Source organism: Cupriavidus sp. GW822-FHT03E04, assembly GCF_058801495.1.
In genome coordinates this window covers 97,695-117,407 of record NZ_JBXANI010000014.1, presented here as the reverse complement: position 1 = coordinate 117,407, position 19,713 = coordinate 97,695, and the positions used below count along the sequence as shown (strand labels likewise).

Sequence of the window (19,713 nt, the reverse complement as noted above, 5' to 3'; positions counted from 1 at the left end):
GCAAGCCCATGACCACTTCTACGTTGAAATCCGCCGATGTTCCCACTGGCACCACGGGACTTCGCTTTGAGGCCGTGCGCTCAGCCAGAGCTTTCGAAGAGATCGCAGATCAGATTCGCGCGGAACTTGCAGAGGGCAGACTCAAGGTGGGCAGCCGATTACCGGCGGAGCGAGCTCTGGCCGTGCAATTCGGTGTGTCCCGCAATACCCTGCGAGAAGCGCTCCGTTCCCTCGAGCATGCTGGACTGGTCAGGCTCCAGAAGGGTGCTAGCGGCGGCGCATTCATCAGCGAAGGCTCGGGCCTCGCTATCACGAACAGCCTTATGGACTTGTACCACGTCGGGTCCATCACGCCAGATCAGCTCACCCAGGCTCGTATCTGGCTTGAGTCCGTCATCGTCCGCGAGGCTTGCAGTCGGGCAACGGCCGACGACCTGGCAGCATTGCAACAGAATATCGACGAAGCAACACGAGCCTCAGCAGAAGGTGACTTCCCCCGTCGCGCTGAGCTTCATTTCGATTTCCATCGCATGCTTGCCAGAATGTCGGGCAACCCCATCATGGTCATCATGATGGATGGGCTACTGGCCGTATTGGCCAAGTTCGTCAATAGCATTGGCGAATATGAGAACACCTTCGTGTTGCCGTCCCGAAAGCGTTTCATGAAACACATGCACGCGAAGGACGCCGATGCCGCCGTGGCAGAGATGGAGGCCAGTCTCAAGCGACTCCAGCAAGCCTACCTCTCCCTCGTTACCGGGAAAGAGGAGGCGCCGAAGTCCCGATCGCAGCGTCCAGCGCCGCGAAAGAGCACATGATTAGGCGTCAAGCCACTTTATCGTCGAACTGAGATCCGCGCGACTGGTTCGGAAGCTGTTCGCCGGATGACGAGTGTCGGGAAAGCCAAAAGAAATCCCACAGACAATGCGCCGGTCCGGCGGCAGACTGAGACAGTCACGCACTCGTTCTGGACGAGAGGCTAGCGCAGCCTGCGCAATTGTGGCAACGCCCAGACTGGTCGCGGCCAATATGAAGTTGGCCACATAGCCGCCGCAGTCGACAGCACCGTAAGTAGATAGGGCGTCGTCGCTGGTCACAATGGCAACGTGCGGGGCACCGAACAACCGCATATTCTCGCGAGCCTGCCTGGCAGAAGCCGCGCGGTCACCGCGCGCAACCCCAACGGCGTCGTATAGCGCGAGACCGCATTCCCGGCGGCGCTCCTGATAGACTCCGCGATACTCTCGAGGCCACTCGAAGTCCGGGCGCTTGTCGTCTTCCGCCGACGGCGCGAGCATCGCCTCCCGAAAGCGCTCGGTAGCGGCACCTCGGGTAATGACTACCTGCCACGGCTGGGCGTTACACCATGACGCGGTCCGCTGCGCGAGCGAGACAATGCGCTCGACCACGTCCTGCGGGACCTCCTCGGGCAGAAAGGCACGGCAGCTATGCCGCGACGACAGAAGATGCTCCAAAACGGCGCTTGCCTGCTCTTCTCGATTGCTCATTATCCAGTTCTCCAAACACAGCCCGGGACCGAGGGTCCTCGGCCTCAATTCATCTCAGACTATCGTGCGAGGGCTAGCTCGCTCGCGCTCGTCAGGCTCTCGCGGCATTCAGCAACCATCCGCTCAAGCAATTCTGCACAGCTTGGGATGTCGTGAATCAACCCGACCACCATGCCGGCGGTCACAATCCCGCCATCCGGATCGCCCTCTTGCAAGGCCGCTTTCCCGCGCGCGCCGGCGACAAGTTCGCGGATATCTTCAAACTCGCAGCCACCTGGGCGCCGTTCTGTCGCCACAACCTGATCCGAGACCGCGTTCTTCAACACCCGCGCCGTATTCTTCAGCGTTCGGAAGACTAGATTGGTATCGCGTTCGCTGGCAGCCAGAAGGCGTTGCTTGATGTTGTCATGTATAGGCGCTTCACGCGTTGCGCAAAAGCGCGTCCCCATGTTCACCCCATGGGCACCCAATGCCAGCGCCGCCGCCATACCGCGCCCGTCGGCAATGCCACCGGAGGCAATGACGGGCACCTGGAGTTGTCGGGCAGCGATCGGTATTAGCACCATCCCCGGAATATCATCCTCACCAGGATGACCCGCGCATTCGAAACCATCCATGCTGATAGCATCCACGCCGAGACGTTCCGCAGTGAGCGCATGGCGGACTGCCACGCACTTATGGATAACCTTCACGCCCGCGGCTTTAAGCCGGGGAAGGTACTCGAGGGCTTTGTTTCCGGCAGTCTCCACCACACCGACACCGTTCTCGATAATGGCGTCGATGTACTCCGCGTACGGCGGCGGCTTGATGGTCGGAAAGATCGTCATGTTGACGCCGAACGGGTTGTCCGTCATATCACGACAACGGCAGATCTCGCGATGCAACGCTTCGGGGGTGGGCTGGGTAAGTCCTGTCAGGACGCCGAGGCCACCTGCGTTGGAGACTGCGGAGGCTAGCTCGGCGCGCCCAACCCACTGCATGCCCCCTTGGATGATTGGATAGGCAGTGCCCAGCAACTCTGTAACGCGTGTTTTCATGATGAACCTTTCGGCGGGTCGTCGCCTCTATGTGTTTCCCGTGCGGCCTTCCCACCTATGAGCCAGGCGCTCAGTGCAAAGCCGCATGTCGCTTAGGTACGCGAAGATTCCCGCCAAGCTTCAAGCAAGCCGGCTGGCTTGACTGCATCTTTGGGAGCGGGTCCCTGGACGGCACCAGGCGTGCGAGAAAAGCGCGGGGCGGGTGCCGGTTGCTGGACGCCGCCAACCGAGACGAAGGCGTTTCTGTGCTGAAGATGCGGATGCTGACCGGCTTCGCTCAGCGTCAGAACTGGGGCAAAGCACGCATCCGTGCCCTCGAGAAGTTCGCACCAGTGAGCGCGCGTCCTCGTGCGAAATGTCTCGGCAAAGTGGGCTTCGAACGCCGGCCACTTTGCCCGATCGTTCTGTGACTTGTGCAGTTCGGCAGGCACGCCCAGTTTTTCGCAGAGCAATACAAAGAACTTTGGCTCAATGGGACCCACCGAGATGTAGGCGCCATCAGACGTCTCGTAAGACTTGTAGTAAGGCGCACCCCCGTCGAGCATGTTACTGGCCTTCTTCTCGACGTAGTGCCCACGCAGAAGTTGGGTATGAAACAGGCTCGTGAGCGATACCGCGCCATCGCAGATGGCTGCATCCACCACCTGCCCCCTGCCCGATCGTCGCGCTTCCAGTACCGCTGCCAGAATTCCGACGACGAGATATAGGCTCCCCCCGCCATAGTCACCTACCAGGTTCAGAGGCGGAACCGGCGCCCGCCCGGCCTCACCAATACCGGCGAGCGCGCCCGAAATGGCAATGTAGTTGATATCGTGGCCAGCTGCGTGGGCTAGCGGCCCGTCCTGCCCCCAACCGGTCATACGGCCATACACAAGTTTCGGATTACGCTTCTGAGTGTCCGCAGGACCTAGACCCAGCCGCTCCATGACACCCGGGCGAAATCCTTCTACCAAGACATCCGCTTCTGAAACGAGGTCCAGCACCGTCTCAACATCAGCCTGGTTCTTGAGGTCCAAGAGTACCGTCTTGCGGCCACGGCCAACGATGTCGAACTGGTCTCCCAATTTGGCATCGCTCCGGTCAATCCTGACCACCTCCGCACCCATGTCAGATAGGAGCATGCACGCGAATGGTCCAGGGCCGATGCCAGCCATTTCAATCACCCGCAATCCAGCAAGTGGGCCCGAAGTGGACGAAGTGCTCTCTTGGTTCATGAAGTCTCCAATGGTTCAACGATGGTGGCGAGCCCTGAACATCCAATGCTCGAGTAGCACGAGCGTCGCCCATGCCCAGGATGTTGGACGTACATCACGCCCGCCACGCTCGGCCAGCCAGACGATGCCTTGACGATTGAGCAACCAAAGCCCGTTGCACCCACCCTTGATGAAACTATACAATGGCTCAACCATTAAAACCAGAGCAGGCGCCCCATGAATGACGAGCGAGTTTTGCTGCACACGCGCCAAGTGCACTACCGGTGCTACCGGCGCGGTGACGGGCTGTGGGAGATCGAAGGAGAAATGCGGGACTTCCGTAGCTACGACACGGTAGTGGCGGAGCAAGCCGACCTTCCAGCGGGAACCTCCGTACATCACATGCTGATTGCACTCGTCGTAGACGAGGATCTGACGGTGCGAGACATAGTGAGTCGTATGAAGGCCGTCCCCTTCCGCGTATGCCGAGAGATTGAGAAAAGTCTGACGACGATGGTAGGCGTGCGCATGGGATACGGCTGGCGACATACGATCAATGAACGGCTGGGCGGCACCGAAAGCTGCACACATCTGCGAGAGCTGCTGGTGAACATGGCCACGGCGGCGTTCCAAGCCATTCCGACCTGGCAAGCCCAACAACGCAAACACAGGGGTGAGGATCCATTGAATGGCGCCCGCCCCCACTACCTTAACCAGTGCCGGTCCTGGCGAATCGATGGCCCGGTGGTGCGAGAACACCTCCCTCAGTTTTATCAACCTAACGATACTGCCGGTACAGAGCCGGGTAAGGAATGAGCCATGTCTGAAATTGAAGAACGCAAGCCCCGCGGCATGTACTTCGAAGACTTCGAGATCGGGAAGACCATTGTCACCTCGCGTCGCACGGTGACACTGACTGACATTGTCAACTTTGCCTGCCTGTCCGGTGACCACAATGCACCCCATATCGACCATGAGTTCTGCAAGACCCAGTCCTACGGAGAACCAATTGCCCATGGTCCACTGGTACTAGCCATCGCAGGTGGCCTCCAATGCCTCAGCGGCATCAATGACGGCACCATCATTGCGATGCTGGGCAACAACCAATGGCGCATGCATCTGCCCGTCAAGCACGGCGACACCATCCACGTCGTGATTACCCCCATTGAGAAGAAGATGTCGAGCAAGGGTACTTCCGGCATCGTGACGTTCGACCGAAAGGTCAAGAATCAACGCGGCGAAGTCGTCCACTCCATGATTACGACGTTGCTGTATCGTCTGCGCCCGCAGTAATCCGATTGCACCCGCCTGCCATAGACAATCGGCCGACGGGCTTTCTACGTGGGGGAACGAACACCCGTTCGCCCCCACCTTTCTTTGACTCGTTCAACTATCCCTCCGGGCAGCGGCTGCATTGAGCCACAAGGACACCGCCCCCTGGAAAGCTAGAAAGTAGAAAGCAAGAAAGGACGCTTTCGCGTCCTTTCTTGCGCCGGGCCCGTGATTACAGGTCCATTTGCTTTGCAAGGATGTTGCGCTGAATCTCGTTGGTTCCGCCGCCGATGGGGCCCACACGGGAATCACGGAAGAACATCTGCATGTCGTACTCCATCGAGTATCCGGCACCCGCCATGATCTGCATCCCGATGTCCGCGCACTTGAAGTTATTTTCACTAGCCACGATTTTGGCGATCGACGCTTCATTCACCGCGGCCTGGCCGGCGTCGAGCACATCGGCAGCACGGTACACCACCTGGCGCGCCGTTTCCGACAGAATGAGCATGTCTGCAAGCTTGTGCTGGATGACCTGGAAGTCGGAAATCGGCTTACCGAACTGCACGCGTTCCTTCGCGTAGTCTCGGGCATACTCGGTGATCTTAAAGCAGTGACCCGCCGAAATGGCAGCCAGGCCAAGGCGTTCAAGACCCAGGCAGCTCATGATGTTCTTCCAAGCGCGACCCTCGCCACCAAACAGATTCTTGGCCGGCACGCGGACATTGTCGAAGAAGACCTCATTTGCATGGGTCGTGCGGCGGCCCAGCATCTGCAACGGGCGCACGGTAACCCCTGGCGCCTTCGCATCGACCAGCAGCGTGCTGATACCTTGATGGCGGGCGCCCTCACGGTCGGTACGCGTGATGACGACGAAATAGTCTGCCACATGGCCGCAGGTAATCCAAACCTTGTTGCCATTCAGGATGTATTCGTCGCCGGTCGGCTCGGCGTAGGTCTTGAGCCCCGCCACGTCGGAGCCCGTACCAGGCTCGGACATGCAAAGTGCCAGCTTCGCCTTTCCGGAAATAATCTTCGGAATCAGTTCTTGCTGCAGCTCAGGGGTACCGAACTTCGCGATATGCATACCCGCATAGACCGCCGACGTCGTAATCGCTTGGGCAATACCAGTGTAGTAGTACCCTAGCGTCTCGAGCAGAACAGTGATGTCGCGGTACGAGCCGCCCATGCCGCCGAGGTGTTCCGGATAGAACAGCCCGATGTAGCCCGCGTCCGCCAGAGCTTCATAGGCCTCGATCGGGAATTCACGAGCTTCGTCCATCTTCCGGACTTTTTCCCACGGCAGAACCCGGTTGAGCAGATCCAGGACGCCTTCGCGCATCATGCGCTGGTCTTCAGTCAGCCCGACAGTGTTGATCAACGACATTGTTATCTCCTAACTACTATGAGTTTTGCAACAGCATGGGCCACCGTTTTTGCGGCTAAACCGGGATGACCCAAAGTTGATGCTGGTTAAGAAAGTTAATTACCTGATGGGCCGTGCTGCGAACAGAGGACCGTCCTTGTACTGCAAAACCACCATCTCGACCGCCTGGCCAATCTGCAAAGGCACGTCGTGGTCTTCCACCAGTCGACATGCCAAACGGATCCCAGAGTCAAGATCAACGATCCCGCATGCATAAGGGGACTCCGCAGCGAACACCGCGGGAGCGGCATGAATACGCGTCCACGAGTACAAAGTGCCCCGCGTACCGAAAGCCTTCCACTCCATCTCGGTCGACCAGCAGTGGGGGCACACAAGCTTTGGTGGGAACGTTGTCTTGCCGCAATCGCAGCATTGCGTGGTCACCCAGCGGCCGGCTGCTAGCGCCGACCAGAATTCCTTGGTGAATGCGGATTCCCGTGGCGGATACGCACGCTCGCCGTCGACAATCAGTGTTTCGAGGGTCATTGCTTAGCCTCCATAACGTGAATCATGGCCGCGTTGTAGTTGCCGAGTTCGCCGGTAGCCAGGCCAAACTGTGCGTTCTTGACCTGGCGTGCCCCGGCCCGTCCACGCAACTGCTCAGCCAGTTCCACGTAGTTGTAGAGCGACGTGACATACGCCGGGTGGCCGCGCGACGTCAGGCCGCCGGAGGTCGAGACGGGAATTCGGCCGCCAAGGCGTGTCTCGCCATCGAACGCTGCCCGCGCCCCTTGGCCCTTGGCAATGAGCCCAATTGCCTCGCTCACCAGCACCTCGACAATCGTGCAAGGCGCGTATAGCTCAGCGACGTCGATGTCCTTCGCGCTGATGCCGGCTTGCTCGTAGGCCGTGGTGGCGGCCTGCCTGGCAGACTCGAAAGCGATCATGTCATTCGGGACGTCGCTGATCTGATGGCTGCCGTCATGGAAGAATCCGCGCCCCTTGACAAGTACATAGGGCCGCCCAATGTCGCGCGCGACTTCCTCGCTTGCGAGCACCAGGCAGGCGGCACCGTCACCACGCGGCGGCACGTCGTAGAGCCCGAGTGGTTCGACGATGGGACGCTGCTGGACGACCTCCTCCAGCGTCACCGGCTTGCGATATTGCGCCAGCGGATTCATGGTCGCGTGAAAGCGGTTCTTTACCGCCACCGAGCAGAGTTGCTCCTTCGTGGCACCGTGTTCGTGCATGTAGCGCATGGCGTCCATCGCGTACCAGGCAATGGGTGTAAAGCCGGCCGACGTGTGAAAGTCGACATCCCCAGTCGTCCGCATGCTGCTCATCATGTGCTCCGCGGCGGAAACCGCGCTTTCCATGTTGATGCCGAGCGCAAGCGACACTTCGGACCTGCCCAGCATGATGTCGTTGCAAGCCTGATCGAACGCCAAGGCCGCTGTCATGCCATTGCCCATCACCTCCATGACGTTGCCACGGCAAGACAACCGGAGCTGGCCCATCAGGAAGGTGTGGAAGTACTTCTGACGCGTGTAGGGACGCGGAAGCGTAAACACCAGGCTCTGAATATCCTGCTTGTCGACGCCCGCATCTTTCACTGCCTCCACGACGAGGCGAGTCATGATTTCGTGCTCCAAGGTCTGGAGCGCCGCGTCATCCGCGGTCTGATGGCGCCCCACCGGAATAGCACTGGCGCCAATAATGGCTACGTTTCTGGTCATATGCGTGGCTGAGTCGTCTTACTTCGCACCAAACGCCCCGGAGGCGGTGAGTTCAGCAATTTGGTGGTCATTGAGCTTGAGCACATCCTTGAGCACCTGCTCAGTGTCAGCGCCGACAGCAGGCGCGGCCTTCGCTGCGCGCGCAGGCGTGCGGCTAAGCCTGAGCGGCGTGGAGATGTTCGGAATCCACCCTTTCACCGGATGCTCGATCCGGCTTACCAGGTTCCGCGATGCGGCTTCGTCCGACGAGAGTGCCTGCGCAAGCGTTTTGACTTGGCCACTCGGGACCCCAGCGGCACGGAGCTTCGGCTGCCAATAGGCCCACGGATGCTTGCCGAACTCTTCTCCCATGAGCTCGAAAAGCTCATCGCGTCGTTCCAGACGATTGGCCCGCTTCGACAGGACAGGGTCATGAGCGATGTCTGGGCGCTCGAGCACCTGTTCGAACAGCCGGACAAAGATCCCGTCGTTGCCGCAGTTGATGTAAAACGGCACGTCCTGGCAGTGAAAAACGCCAGAGGGACACGTGTCAGGGCTGGTATTCCCGTTACGTTGAGGCTCGTAACCGGTGGTCAGATGCTGCATCGCCGCGAACCCGGTCATCAGAATGGCTGTATCGAAGAGTGCGACTTCGACAAACTGCCCCTCCCCATCCTTCTCACGACCCAACAGTGCGAGCAGAATCGCGTTCGTGGCCATCATCGCGGTGCTGATATCCATCACCGCGGCGCCGGTTCGGACCCCCTGACGGTCCGAGTAGCCATTCATTGAGATGAACCCACTTTCGGCTTGGGCGATCGGGTCAAATCCCAGACGATCCGCATACGGGCCGGTCCGGCCATACGCCGAGACCGAGCAGTAAATCAAGCGAGGGTTGAGTGCGCGGCAGGTCTCGTAGTCCAAACCGAAACGTTCCATGACGCCTGTTGAGAAGTTCTCAACCAAGACGTCGGCTTCGGCAATCAGGGCCTTCGCGAGCGCAAGGCCCTCCGGCGACTTCATGTCGATGCCGATGCTGCGCTTATTGCGGTTGGTCCACAGATAGGGGGCACCCTGCGCCGGAATTTCCGGGTCCATTGGCGGGTAGTACCGGAAATCATCCCCCTTCACGGGCGCTTCCACCTTGATGACGTCGGCACCAAAGTCAGCCATCGTCATCGTCGCCAGCGGCCCAGCGACAAAGTGGGTGAAATCAATGACACGAACGCCATCCAGGACGCCCTTTCCTTTCGCAGTCGCTGCCGCATGTTGCGGCAAAGACTCAACCCGATCCTGGTCAAACACGTCTATCTCCTCCTCAAGCAGCCGCTCTTCTGCCGCTTCAAATTTGTCCCGCCCACAGACAGCGCTGCAGGGCCGCCATCCACGGGCCGCCGCACTGCCCGCACATCTCGGCTTCGCTTTGGTTGGTCCGTTTAATGGTTCTACCAAACTATTCTAGTGAGATGGACTGCGGATAGTCAATGGGTATCAGCACTCGTCTTGTTCGACGCGGCATAGCAAGACGCGAGAAAGGCGGTCCGCTCGCACGGACACGCGGCGTTCCGCACAGAACAGCAGGCCGCCCTAGGGTTATCCCGGATTACACGGAGGTCTCCGCGAAATACAATTGGTTCTACCAAATTGGTTGAACCAATTACAGGAATATCACATGCTTTCTCGCGAAGACAACGAACTGCTGGTACGCGTCGGTCCAGGTACGGTTATGGGCGCGCTTATGCGGCTGTACTGGATTCCGTTTCTCAAGGGCTCGGACGTCACTCCTGGCGGCCAGCCGTATCGGGTCCGGCTACTGGGCGAAGATCTGGTGGCATTCAGAGATAGCGCCGGCAAGGTGGGATTGGTCGACCATGCCTGCCCGCATCGCGGTGCGCCGATGGTCTTCGGTCGCAACGAGGACGAAGGTCTGCGTTGCGTCTATCACGGCTGGAAGTTCGATGTCAGCGGTCAGTGCAAGGAAATGCCATGCGAGCCTGCCGACAGTCCGATGTGCAGCCGCATGAAGATCAAGGCCTATCCAGTGAAGGAGCGCAACGGCATCCTGTGGGCGTATATGGGCGCCGACGCCAACGCGGCGCCGGAACTCCCGGACATGGAGTGGAACATGGTGCCTGAGGAACAGGTCGCCGTTTCCATGCGCGTCCAGGAGTGCAATTGGCTCCAGGCCTTGGAAGGTGAAATCGACTCGGCGCACGCGGCCATCCTCCATGGCCGCGTTGACGGAGGCGTGATCAACCAATGGAAGCAGGCTCAAGACTTGAGTCCGACCTTCGAATGTATCCAGCACGATGCCGGCGTCAGCATTGGCGCACGTCGGAAGACCGCGGATGGTGACAACTATGTCCGCGTCAATCAGTTCCTCATGCCGTTCTGGACGCTTGTGCCCCCACAGTCTCAGTTCCCCGAACTGAGCGGCCACGCGTGGGTTCCCATCGATGACGAGCACACTCTTTGCCTGATGTTCTCGTACCACCCTTCCCAGCCCTTCTACGAGAAGACCCGGAAACTGTTCCAGGACGGACATAAGGGCCGGGAGACGGGCCACCATTCCGATGCTGCGTTCGAGAAGCGCCCGGTGACCGCGCCGTACCACACGTACTGGAGCCAGTACAACCGGGGCAACGCCTATCAGTTCGACTATCAACTCCAGGTGCAGACGTACAACTCCGGCATGCCTGGTCTGTGGATCCAGGATGCAGCATGTCAGTCCGGCGTTGCACCGATCTTCGACCGCAGCAAGGAACACTTGGGAACCAGCGACAGCGGTGTCGCACGCACCCGACGCGTGCTGCTCGAAGCGGTGAAAAAGCTCGCCAATGCTAACGAGATTCCTCCTTCGGCAAATGCCCCGGCGTCATTCCGCTGGCGCGCTGTGTCGTTGACCATTCCGAAGGACGGTGACTGGATGAAGCTCGGCGCCGAAGTTATGCGCGCGGAACCCGGCAAAGACTTTGGTTACACGCCCTAACGCGTCGATCTGAGAGTAAGCATGAGTGCCTCGTTGATTGAGATTCGTCTGAAGCGAATCACGTTCGAAGCCGAAAGAATCGCTTCGTTTGACTTTGTTTCCGCAGATGACAAGCCCTTGCCGGGCTTTCATCCCGGCGCCCATATCGATCTCCACCTGCAGCCAGGAATGGTACGCAGCTATTCGCTCGCGAATGCGGCGTCCCAAGATCCTGTCTACTACCGGGTCGCCGTGCAGCGCGAGCCTAACGGTCGCGGCGGGTCGCGATGGGCCCATGACAGGCTGCGCGTCGGAGACACGATTCGAGCATCGACTCCTCGGAACGACTTCCCTCTCGACGAGCGCGCATCCAAGGCCGTCTTTTTTGCCGGCGGAATCGGCATTACCCCGGTCATGTCCATGATTCGCAGGCTCGACGCGCTTGGCTGTGACTGGGCACTCATGTACGCGAGCCGCTCCCCAAAAGAGACGGCATTCGCGGACGAGCTTAAGAGAATCGATGCCGGCCGCGGGCGGGTACACCACTTCCATGATTCCGAATCTGGCCCTCGCCTCAGCATCAGCGATGCTGTAGCTACGCTGTCCGCCGGCACCCATTTGTACTGTTGCGGCCCCACTCGAATGATCGACGACTTCTTGTCCGTCACCGAGGCCAGGGACCCTGCGACAGTCCATTACGAAAGATTTTCAGCCTCGCAGGATGCCGCGACGGATGGCGGCTTCGAAGTCGTGCTGCGCCAAAGCGGGAAGGCGTTGCGTGTCGAAGCTGGAAAGACCATTTTGGACGTACTGCTCGATAACGGTGTTGCGGTGCCCTATTCGTGCTGCAGCGGCGTTTGCGGTAGCTGCCGAACCACAATCATCGAAGGTAAAGCAGATCATCGGGACGATTTCCTTAGCGATGACGAAAAGCAGGCCAACCAGTCATTGATGGTGTGTTGCTCGGGTGCCCGGTCAAAGACACTCGTTCTGGACCTTTGAGCATTGATTGGAATGGCTAGCGCCTCGCAGGAAAACATAATGCCTCACGCAGCGGAAGCAACAGCTGAATCACGCGCAACAGGTGGCTCAGGCGTTATCGCAGGCATCCTTGCCTACTTGCAGGACCGCCGCCTGCAACCTGGCGATCGACTCCCTTCGGAGCGCGACCTGGCGGAGCGCCTGGGCGTGGCGCGCAACTCGGTCCGCGAAGCCCTGGCGACTTTGGTGGCGCTGCGGGTCGTTGAATCGAGGCCGAATTCTGGCATCTATCTGCGCCACATGTCGCGCGACAGTAGTTTCGAGGCCTTGGTTCTGCTGACAGATATGGGCGCAACACCTTCGCCCACCGAAGTTGCCGAAACGATGGAGGTCCGCGCGCATCTAGAACTTTTAGCCGTGAGTCTGGCATGCCAGCGTCGGACTGACGGTGATCTGTCGCGAATGGCGGACATCCTTGGGCGAACCGATGCTGCCCTGTCCGAGGGTCGGAACATCGCCGAGGAAGATACCGACTTCCACATTGCCATTGTCGATGCGGCGCACAACTCGGTGCTCGTTAGAACCCTTAATGCGTTCTATCGCTTTACGGCGCGGCGCCGGACTGTCTTATTTGAAGACCGTGCACAAGGACAAGCTTCGGCGCTCGAGCACCACCAGATGCTGGAGCACATTCGCAACCGAGACATTCAGAAGGCAGAACGCTTGATCTTTCGTCATATGGATCGAGCGACAAACTACTGGTCCAGCTACCTGGACAGATGACTCGAGCGGCCAACTGAGCCGCACCTAAGGAGACACACCATGCGCCCCCGGCTACCACACCTAAGTGCAACGCTCGCCCTCTCCCTGCTTGTCTCATGTTCCTTGGCTCTCGCCAAGGAATACCCGGACAAGCCTATCCGCCTCATCGTCCCTTATGCCGCCGGTGGGAGCACTGACCAGTTGGCTCGCGTCATCCAAAAGCCGATGAGCGAGATTCTGGGGCAGCCGGTTGTGGTCGAGAATAAGCCGGGAGCCGGCGGCGCCATTGGGGTGGACCTTGTCGCACGGTCGGCCCCTGACGGATACACGCTCGTATTCGGCAACACCGGGCCGAACGCAGTCGTGCAACTGATGCGAAAGGTGCCCTACAACCCGCTTCAGGACTTCCAGCCCATCTCCACAGTCGCAATCACGCCAATGTTTCTCGCCGTGCCTGCCGACAGCCCAGCTCACTCGATGAAGGAGTTCCTCACGCTCGCCCACCAGCAAGGCGCCTCCATGAATATTGGATCTGTCGGTAACGGTTCGCTGTCACACCTGACCAGCGAATACTTCAACGAGATGGCGGGACTAAAGCTTCAGCACATCCCCTACAGCGGCGGTGCGCCGCTAATGGCCGCCTTTGTCGGCGGCCAGATCCAAGCGGCGTTCGTAACAGGCCTTGACGGCGCAGCACTGGTCGGCTCGGGAAAGGTCCGCTACCTCGCCGTAGCCAGCCCGGCACGCAGCAACATCGTCCCTGGTTTGCCTGCCATCGCCGAAAACGTACCCGGATTCAGGAGCCAAGCGTGGTTTGGCGTCCTGGCCCCCAAGGGCACACCCGCTGAAGTCCAGCGGAAGCTGCGCGATGCCATTGCAAAAGCAGTGGCTGAGCCGGAAGTCCGCAAGATCCTCACCGATAGAAAGGTGGAACCGCGCAGTGGTAGCGGTGACGACCTGCAGAAGCTGATTCAGGACGAAGTCGGTCAATGGAATCCCGTCATCACAAAGTACAACATCCGCCTCTGACTCCGAATATGTCCCCCCTCCAACATAACGTCGCCCGGGAGTACCCGCAATGAGTCGTCGCACCCTGAAAGGGCAAGTCGCGGTCGTCGGCATTGGCGAAAGTCCGTACTACCGCCACGGAAAATCTCCTGACAGCGAGTTCAAACTTGCGCTTCAGGCCATCTTGGCCGCCTGCCAGGATGCCGGAATTAACCCGCGCGAGATTGACGGATTCTCGTCATTTAGCGATGACAGGAACGACCCTTCACGCATTGCCGCGGCTCTTGGTCTTCCAAGGCTACGGGCGACCACAATGCAATGGGGCGGTGGAGGTGGAGGATGCTGTGGCGCAGTAGCTAATGGCGCCGCCTCGATTCAAGCCGGCCTCGCAGATTGCGTCGTCGTTTTCCGTTCGCTCGCTCAGGGACAGTTCGGACGATTTGGCCGAACGACCGGGATCGATACAATTTCTGGGGAGAAGGCGTACCTCATGCCGTACGGTGTCTTGGCGCCCCCGCAACGATTCGCGATGCGCGTGCAGCGATATATGCACGATCACGGCGTCCGCCAGGAAGCGTTGCGCGCAATTGCACTGGCTTCCTACCATCACGCCCAGTCGAATCCCAGGGCCGTGATGTATGGCAAACCGCTCAGCACAGAGAAGTACGACCAATCGCGATGGATCGCCGAACCGTTTCACCTCTTCGACTGCTGCATGGAGAATGACGGCGCCGCTGCTCTGATCCTGGTGTCAGCCGAGCGTGCAAAAGAGTTTCCCGGAAAGGCGGCCTACGTCCTTGGCGCCGCCTCTGGCTCCGGGCACCGCACTGGCGCCATCCCACACAACTCCCCTTTGTATGGCAGTGCGAGCTTCGACACGGTGGCGCCTGACCTCTTCAGGATGGCGGGCATTGGACCGAGCGACGTTGGCGTTGTCCAGAGCTACGAGAACTTCACGGGTGGCGTCGTGATGGCGCTGGCAGAACACGGCTTCTTCAAGCCCGGCGAGGCAAACGAGTTTCTGACACTCGACAACCTCATCGCTCCATCGGGAAAACTGCCCCTTAATACCAGTGGTGGAAATCTTGCCGAGTGTTACATGCACGGCTTCGAGCTAGTGCTCGAGGCCGTTCGACAGATTCGAGGTACGTCGTGCAACCAGGCTCCGAGGAACGACGTTGCTCTCGTGATTGGAGGCCCGATGGTATCCCCCGTCAGTAACTTGCTGCTGGCGTCCGAGGAGGCTGCGCAATGACGATTCGAACCGTAGACACCCCATACCTGCCGCCAGGCCTGCCCATTCCGATAGCCGAATCGGACGGCCTCTCTGCTCCCTTCTGGAATGGCCTGCACGAAGGACGGTTGATGGTTCAGCGTTGCCAGCATTGCAAGACATGGCAGTTCGGTCCGGAGTGGCTGTGTCATCAATGCCTACAGTTTGACCCCGGATGGCAAGAGGTCGAAGCACGAGGGAGGATCTATAGCTGGGAGCGCGTTTGGCACGCTTCCCACGACGCACTGAACGGAAGTCCTCCCTACCTTGCTGTTCTGGTCGAACTCCCGGATGCCGGCAATGCACGCATTGTCGGCAACCTCCTCGGAGATCCGCTGCAAGATGTGGTGATTGGCGCTGAAGTGGTCGGCGTCTTCGAACATCACCCCCGCGCCAACCCACCCTTCTCCTTGCTGCAATGGCAGCTTGCGTCGTCAAAGTAGACTGGATAGTTCTGCAACTATGTCTAACTACGATCTCGTAGTATGCGGTGCCGGTGCCGGCGGGATGACCGCGGCCCTGACCGCAGCCCATCTCGGGCTCAGCGTGCTGATTTGCGAAGCGACGCACCAGGTGGGCGGAACTACCGCGACGTCTGCCGGGACGCTATGGCTTCCCGGCAATTGTCACGGTCAACAAGCCGGGTTCGGGGACAGCGTCGCCGCCGGCGCCCAGTACCTAGACGCCTTGATTGGCGCCGATGACCGTCTCGGGAGGCGGCAAGCGTTCCTGGAGAGCGCCAATCCGGCCATCGACTTCCTCGAGAGCCAATGCGGATTGGCATTCGTCAGTTCGGGCCAGCATCCCGACTATCTGGATCAACCAGGCGCCGCTGTCTACGGCAGAGCGCTCTCCCCAACGGAGTTCGACGGGCGAAAACTCGGGCATGACTTTGACCGGGTGCGTCCACCGCTTCAAGACTTTCTCGTCCTCAAGGGCATGATGGTCAACAAGGCGGATGTCGCTGCACTGCTGAATCGGTACCGGTCATGGGCCGCATTCCGACGCTCGATGGAGCTCGTACTGCGTTATACCCGAGACCTGCTCACGTACCGCCGGGGGACTCGTCTTGTCATGGGCAATGCGCTGGTAGGCCAGATGCTTTATGCACTGAGAAAGGCAGGCGTGGCCATCCGCTTTGACACCCGACTTCTGTCGATCGAGAAAGCTGATGGCCGTGTCTCGGGTGTCGTCGTCCGGTGCAATAGCCAGACCATGCGGATCGGTGCGAAGCACGGCATCGTGCTGGCGACGGGCGGCATCGGGCACAACGCGACGCTGCGGGCCAACCTGCCTTCCTCGACGTTTGAGTCACTGACCCCCTCAGCGGTCCGCGGCGACGCATTGATGGCTGCCCAAGGCGTGGGTGCCACGCTCGAACGCCACGCCAGCGACTTTCTTTGGCAACCAGTCTCCCGGGTTCCGGATGAACAGGGCGGCTGGAGGCTGTTTCCCCATCTGTATCTGGATCGGGCAAAGCCCGGGCTCATTGCCGTCAACGCTGCGGGCACGCGGTTCGTCAATGAAGGGGCTTCCTATCACCATTTCGTGGAAGGTATGTTGGGCTCCGGCTATGCGATGAAGTCGAACCTGCCCACCTATCTCATTTGCGACCACAATTTCGTGCGGAAGTATGGCGTCGGCGTTGTCCCGCCGCATTGCCGCGATCTTCGTCCGTTCATACGTTCGGGTTATCTGAGTCGTGCAACAACGCTCGGAGAGCTGGCGGAGAAGATTGGCGTGAGCCCGTCCGGGCTGACGGAAACCGTGAAGTTGTACAACGCCGACGTGGCAATGGGCAGGGATAGCGCGTTTGGTAAAGGCGAGAGTACTGTTTCCCGCTTCAACGGCGACGCGAACCAGGAGCCTAATCCGTGCCTGGGTCCCGTCCAGGTCGCGCCCTTCTACGCCGTCCAGGTGTTCCCCGCCGACGCGGCGAGTTGCACGGGACTTCGTACGGACAACGATGCCCGCGTACTGGACGCGCGGGATCAGCCCATCGAAGGGCTTTACGCATGCGGCAACGACATGGCGTCGGTCCTGAAGGGCGCCTATCCGGGGCCGGGCGCCACCTTGGGGCCCGCCATCGTTTTCGGGTATCGCGTCGGCATCCATGCCCACCGAAAATCGTTGCAGCCGAAGCGGTTCGATCGTGCGCCAATGGCAACTGGCGCACTGAGATAAGATAATTGGACGGTATTCCTGACGCTGCACCAGTCAAAGTCGCCTGCGCTCGCTACACAGAAGCGGGCCATCCATGCCGGCTGAGATGCCGCTGAAAGGCCGCCGAGACGCCGGCGGGGATGCCGCCGGCCACCGCTTGCCATGCCTGCCTAATCCAGCGCGTACGAACGAAGATACTCCGGCATCGTGACCGCCCAGCGCAGCTCCCGCTCGATCCGCTGGCGCAGGGCGTCGCTCGCGCACGGCTCGCCATGCACCACGAAGGTCTGCCGGGGCGGGCTGCCGAAGCCGCCAAGCCACGTCATCAGCTCATCGGCGTCGGCATGGGCCGAGAGCGAAGTGATCTGCTCCACCGAGGCCTGGATCGCAACCGGCCTGCCATGGATGCGCAGTTCACGCATGCCCGAGGCCAGCGCCGCGCCGCGGGTACCGGCGGCCTGGAAGCCCGAGAGCAATATCGTATTGCGCGCATCCTGCCCATAGGTCTCCAGGTGATGCACCACCCGCCCGCCGGTTGCCATGCCGCTGCCGGCCAGGATGATCTTGGGCGCGCGGTCACGGTTGAGCCACATGGACTGCTGCATGCTCTGGATCAGGATGGCGATATGGCAGGCCGCCGCGCAGGCCGCGCGGTCGATCCGCAGTTCGTCCGGGTGCAGGGCGAAGATCGTGGTGGCGTCGATCGCCATCGGGCTGTTGAGGTAGACCGGCACCTGGGGAATGCGGTTTTGCTCGCGCAGCTTGTAGAGGCAGTACAGCAGCGCCTGGGTGCGCCCGACGGCAAACGCGGGAATCACCACGCTGCCGCCGCGGCCGATGGTGCGGCTGACGACCTCGCCCAGCGTGTCGAGCGGATCCTCCGTGGGATGGCCGCGGTCGCCGTAGGTGGACTCGACCAGCAAGTGATCCGCTTCGCGAAGGATCTCCGGGGCGCGCATCACGATGTCCTTCTGGCGTCCCAGGTCGCCGGAAAACACGATCCGCTTGCCATCCGCGTGCAGCGTCACGATGGCCGAGCCGATGATGTGTCCGGCGCGATGAAACTCCGCCTCCACGTCGGGCGTCACCCGCACCCGCGTGTCGTAGTGAAACGGGTCGAGCCGGCGCAAGGCGCGCACGGCGTCCGCGCCGTCGTAGAGCGGCAACGCCGGCTGATGCCGCGAGTAGCCCTTGCGGTTGGCGTAATGCGCATCCTCCTGTGCCAGGTGGGCGCTGTCGGGCAGCAGGATCTGGCACAGCTGCGCGGTGCCCATGGTGCAGAACACCCGCCCCCGAAAGCCGTTGCGCACCAGCAGCGGCAGGTATCCGCTATGGTCGATATGCGCGTGCGTGAGCACTACCGCGTCCAGTGTGGACGGATCGACCGGCAAGCGGTCCCAGTTGCGCAGGCGCAGCGCCTTGTAGCCCTGGAACAGCCCGCAGTCCACCATCACGCGACTGCGGCCGGTGTCGAGCACATACTTGGATCCCGTGACCGTGTCGGTCGCGCCGAGAAATTGCAGCTGCATGGCGCGCTCCGTCAATGCGACAACAGCAGAGGCACCGGCGCGTGATGCATCAACGTGCGCGTGGTGCCGCCCATGATTAGTTCGCGCATGCGCGAGTGCCCGTAGCCCCCGGCCACCAGCATGTCGGCCCCCAGCGCGCCAACCGCGTCGAGCAGACTGGCTGCGACGGGCCCCGCCTTCTGCACGTTGCGCACGCCGGCCACGATGCCATGGCGCTGCAGGTAATGCCGCAAGCCGGCCACCGGCTCCGAGTCTGCCCGCGGTTCGCCGCGATCGTCCCAGACGCCGATGATGGTGACGTGGCTGGCGCGCAGCAGCAAAGGCATGGCATCGGCCACGGCCCGGGCCGCTTCGCGCTGCCCGTCCCATGCGATCGCCACGTGCCCGCCATGCAGCCGGCGAAACGCCTGCGGCACCAGCAATACTGGGCGCCCGGCGTTGAGCAGCACGTACTCGGCGGCCCCGGCGCCCAGGGAAGGCACTTCCTGCGTCGCCACCGGCCGAGCCATCACCGCCAGATCGGCTACGCGGGCCTCCTGCGCCAGGACCCAGCCGGTCTCCTCCTCGACCACGCGGTGCGAGAACGGCACGCCCGGCGCATGCGCCGCCATGGTGCCGCTCAGTATCTCGCCCTGCAGCGTGGCCTGCGACAGCAGCCTGCTGCGCGACGCCGCCATATGCCGCGCAACGTCATCGCCCGCGCCCCGGACCGGGTCCAGGCGAAGGCCGGTGGCGCTGACGCCGGTGACATGCGCGCCAAAAGTGGCGGCCAAGTCGGCAGCCATCCTGACGCGAGATGCGCAGTCGGGATCCGCTCCGAGCGCGACCAGCACGGTCCGGTAGTCCATGATGTGCTCCATGTATTGGCGAGCATGCCTGCTGGCAGACCCGGTCCAGTTCATGGTGGCACAGCGCGCCGGCCGCACTTTGTCCCAGAT

At 60.9% G+C, this 19,713-nt stretch carries 19 protein-coding genes; 10 read left to right on the top strand and 9 right to left on the bottom strand.

Annotated elements, in window-relative coordinates:
- Positions 1-8 precede the first annotated feature (8 nt).
- Entirely contained in the window at positions 9-818 is an 810-nt protein-coding gene (locus AC1RQC_RS21475) for a FadR/GntR family transcriptional regulator (protein ID WP_492810161.1), read from the top strand.
- Here the strand turns inward: AC1RQC_RS21475 and AC1RQC_RS21470 are convergent, their stop codons facing one another.
- The 3 genes from AC1RQC_RS21470 to AC1RQC_RS21460 form a co-directional block, all read right to left on the bottom strand.
- Entirely contained in the window at positions 819-1,508 is a 690-nt protein-coding gene (locus AC1RQC_RS21470) for a nitroreductase (RefSeq protein WP_492810159.1), read from the bottom strand.
- A 59-nt stretch (positions 1,509-1,567) separates the two neighbouring features.
- Positions 1,568-2,545, bottom strand: coding sequence for an NAD(P)H-dependent flavin oxidoreductase (locus tag AC1RQC_RS21465; protein WP_492810157.1), 978 nt, complete (start codon positions 2,543-2,545; stop codon positions 1,568-1,570).
- A gap of 92 nt (positions 2,546-2,637) precedes the next feature.
- On the bottom strand, positions 2,638-3,759 hold the full coding sequence (locus tag AC1RQC_RS21460; protein ID WP_492810155.1) for a CaiB/BaiF CoA transferase family protein: 1,122 nt from the start codon (positions 3,757-3,759) through the stop codon (positions 2,638-2,640).
- Between the two features lie 216 nt (positions 3,760-3,975).
- Here AC1RQC_RS21460 and AC1RQC_RS21455 point away from each other — a divergent pair, with 216 nt between their 5' ends.
- Both AC1RQC_RS21455 and AC1RQC_RS21450 read left to right on the top strand, forming a co-directional pair.
- Entirely contained in the window at positions 3,976-4,554 is a 579-nt protein-coding gene (locus tag AC1RQC_RS21455) for a DUF2889 domain-containing protein (RefSeq protein WP_492884522.1), read from the top strand.
- A 3-nt stretch (positions 4,555-4,557) separates the two neighbouring features.
- Positions 4,558-5,031: a MaoC/PaaZ C-terminal domain-containing protein gene (locus tag AC1RQC_RS21450; RefSeq protein WP_492884520.1), complete on the top strand. Its 474-nt coding sequence runs from the start codon at positions 4,558-4,560 to the stop codon at positions 5,029-5,031.
- Positions 5,032-5,242: 211 nt separating this feature from the next.
- Here AC1RQC_RS21450 and AC1RQC_RS21445 read toward each other — a convergent pair whose 3' ends face one another.
- From AC1RQC_RS21445 to AC1RQC_RS21430, 4 genes are all read right to left on the bottom strand, one after another.
- Complete coding sequence (locus AC1RQC_RS21445) at positions 5,243-6,397, bottom strand: acyl-CoA dehydrogenase family protein (RefSeq protein ID WP_492827167.1); 1,155 nt, start codon at positions 6,395-6,397, stop codon at positions 5,243-5,245.
- Between the two features lie 99 nt (positions 6,398-6,496).
- Complete coding sequence (locus tag AC1RQC_RS21440) at positions 6,497-6,922, bottom strand: Zn-ribbon domain-containing OB-fold protein (RefSeq protein WP_492827169.1); 426 nt, start codon at positions 6,920-6,922, stop codon at positions 6,497-6,499.
- Positions 6,919-8,112, bottom strand: a complete 1,194-nt coding sequence (locus AC1RQC_RS21435) for a thiolase family protein (protein ID WP_492884517.1) — start codon at positions 8,110-8,112, stop codon at positions 6,919-6,921. The genes AC1RQC_RS21440 and AC1RQC_RS21435 overlap by 4 nt, the downstream gene beginning before the upstream one ends.
- Before the next feature lie 18 nt (positions 8,113-8,130).
- Entirely contained in the window at positions 8,131-9,396 is a 1,266-nt protein-coding gene (locus AC1RQC_RS21430) for a CaiB/BaiF CoA transferase family protein (protein ID WP_492884516.1), read from the bottom strand.
- Between the two features lie 367 nt (positions 9,397-9,763).
- Here AC1RQC_RS21430 and AC1RQC_RS21425 point away from each other — a divergent pair, with 367 nt between their 5' ends.
- From AC1RQC_RS21425 to AC1RQC_RS21395, 7 genes are read left to right on the top strand one after another with little or no spacing between them, the layout of a single operon-like run.
- Positions 9,764-11,080, top strand: coding sequence for a Rieske 2Fe-2S domain-containing protein (locus AC1RQC_RS21425; RefSeq protein WP_492810141.1), 1,317 nt, complete (start codon positions 9,764-9,766; stop codon positions 11,078-11,080).
- A 21-nt stretch (positions 11,081-11,101) separates the two neighbouring features.
- Positions 11,102-12,061, top strand: a complete 960-nt coding sequence (locus tag AC1RQC_RS21420) for a PDR/VanB family oxidoreductase (RefSeq protein WP_492827172.1) — start codon at positions 11,102-11,104, stop codon at positions 12,059-12,061.
- 39 nt (positions 12,062-12,100) lie between these two features.
- Complete coding sequence (locus AC1RQC_RS21415) at positions 12,101-12,823, top strand: FadR/GntR family transcriptional regulator (RefSeq protein ID WP_492827174.1); 723 nt, start codon at positions 12,101-12,103, stop codon at positions 12,821-12,823.
- Between the two features lie 39 nt (positions 12,824-12,862).
- Complete coding sequence (locus AC1RQC_RS21410) at positions 12,863-13,831, top strand: Bug family tripartite tricarboxylate transporter substrate binding protein (RefSeq protein WP_492884514.1); 969 nt, start codon at positions 12,863-12,865, stop codon at positions 13,829-13,831.
- Between the two features lie 49 nt (positions 13,832-13,880).
- Positions 13,881-15,065 carry a thiolase C-terminal domain-containing protein gene (locus tag AC1RQC_RS21405; protein WP_492884512.1) on the top strand — a complete coding sequence of 395 codons (1,185 nt, stop codon included), beginning with the start codon at positions 13,881-13,883 and terminating at the stop codon, positions 15,063-15,065.
- Complete coding sequence (locus AC1RQC_RS21400; RefSeq protein WP_492884510.1) at positions 15,062-15,526, top strand: Zn-ribbon domain-containing OB-fold protein; 465 nt, start codon at positions 15,062-15,064, stop codon at positions 15,524-15,526. Before AC1RQC_RS21405 ends, AC1RQC_RS21400 begins: the two co-directional genes overlap by 4 nt.
- Entirely contained in the window at positions 15,435-17,267 is a 1,833-nt protein-coding gene (locus AC1RQC_RS21395; protein ID WP_492884508.1) for an FAD-dependent oxidoreductase, read from the top strand. Before AC1RQC_RS21400 ends, AC1RQC_RS21395 begins: the two co-directional genes overlap by 92 nt.
- Before the next feature lie 149 nt (positions 17,268-17,416).
- Here the strand turns inward: AC1RQC_RS21395 and AC1RQC_RS21390 are convergent, their stop codons facing one another.
- A complete protein-coding gene (locus tag AC1RQC_RS21390; protein WP_492884506.1) occupies positions 17,417-18,775 on the bottom strand; it encodes an MBL fold metallo-hydrolase RNA specificity domain-containing protein in 1,359 nt (452 codons plus the stop codon).
- A gap of 11 nt (positions 18,776-18,786) precedes the next feature.
- Positions 18,787-19,623 carry a universal stress protein gene (locus AC1RQC_RS21385; protein WP_492884504.1) on the bottom strand — a complete coding sequence of 279 codons (837 nt, stop codon included), beginning with the start codon at positions 19,621-19,623 and terminating at the stop codon, positions 18,787-18,789.
- Positions 19,624-19,713 lie beyond the last annotated feature (90 nt).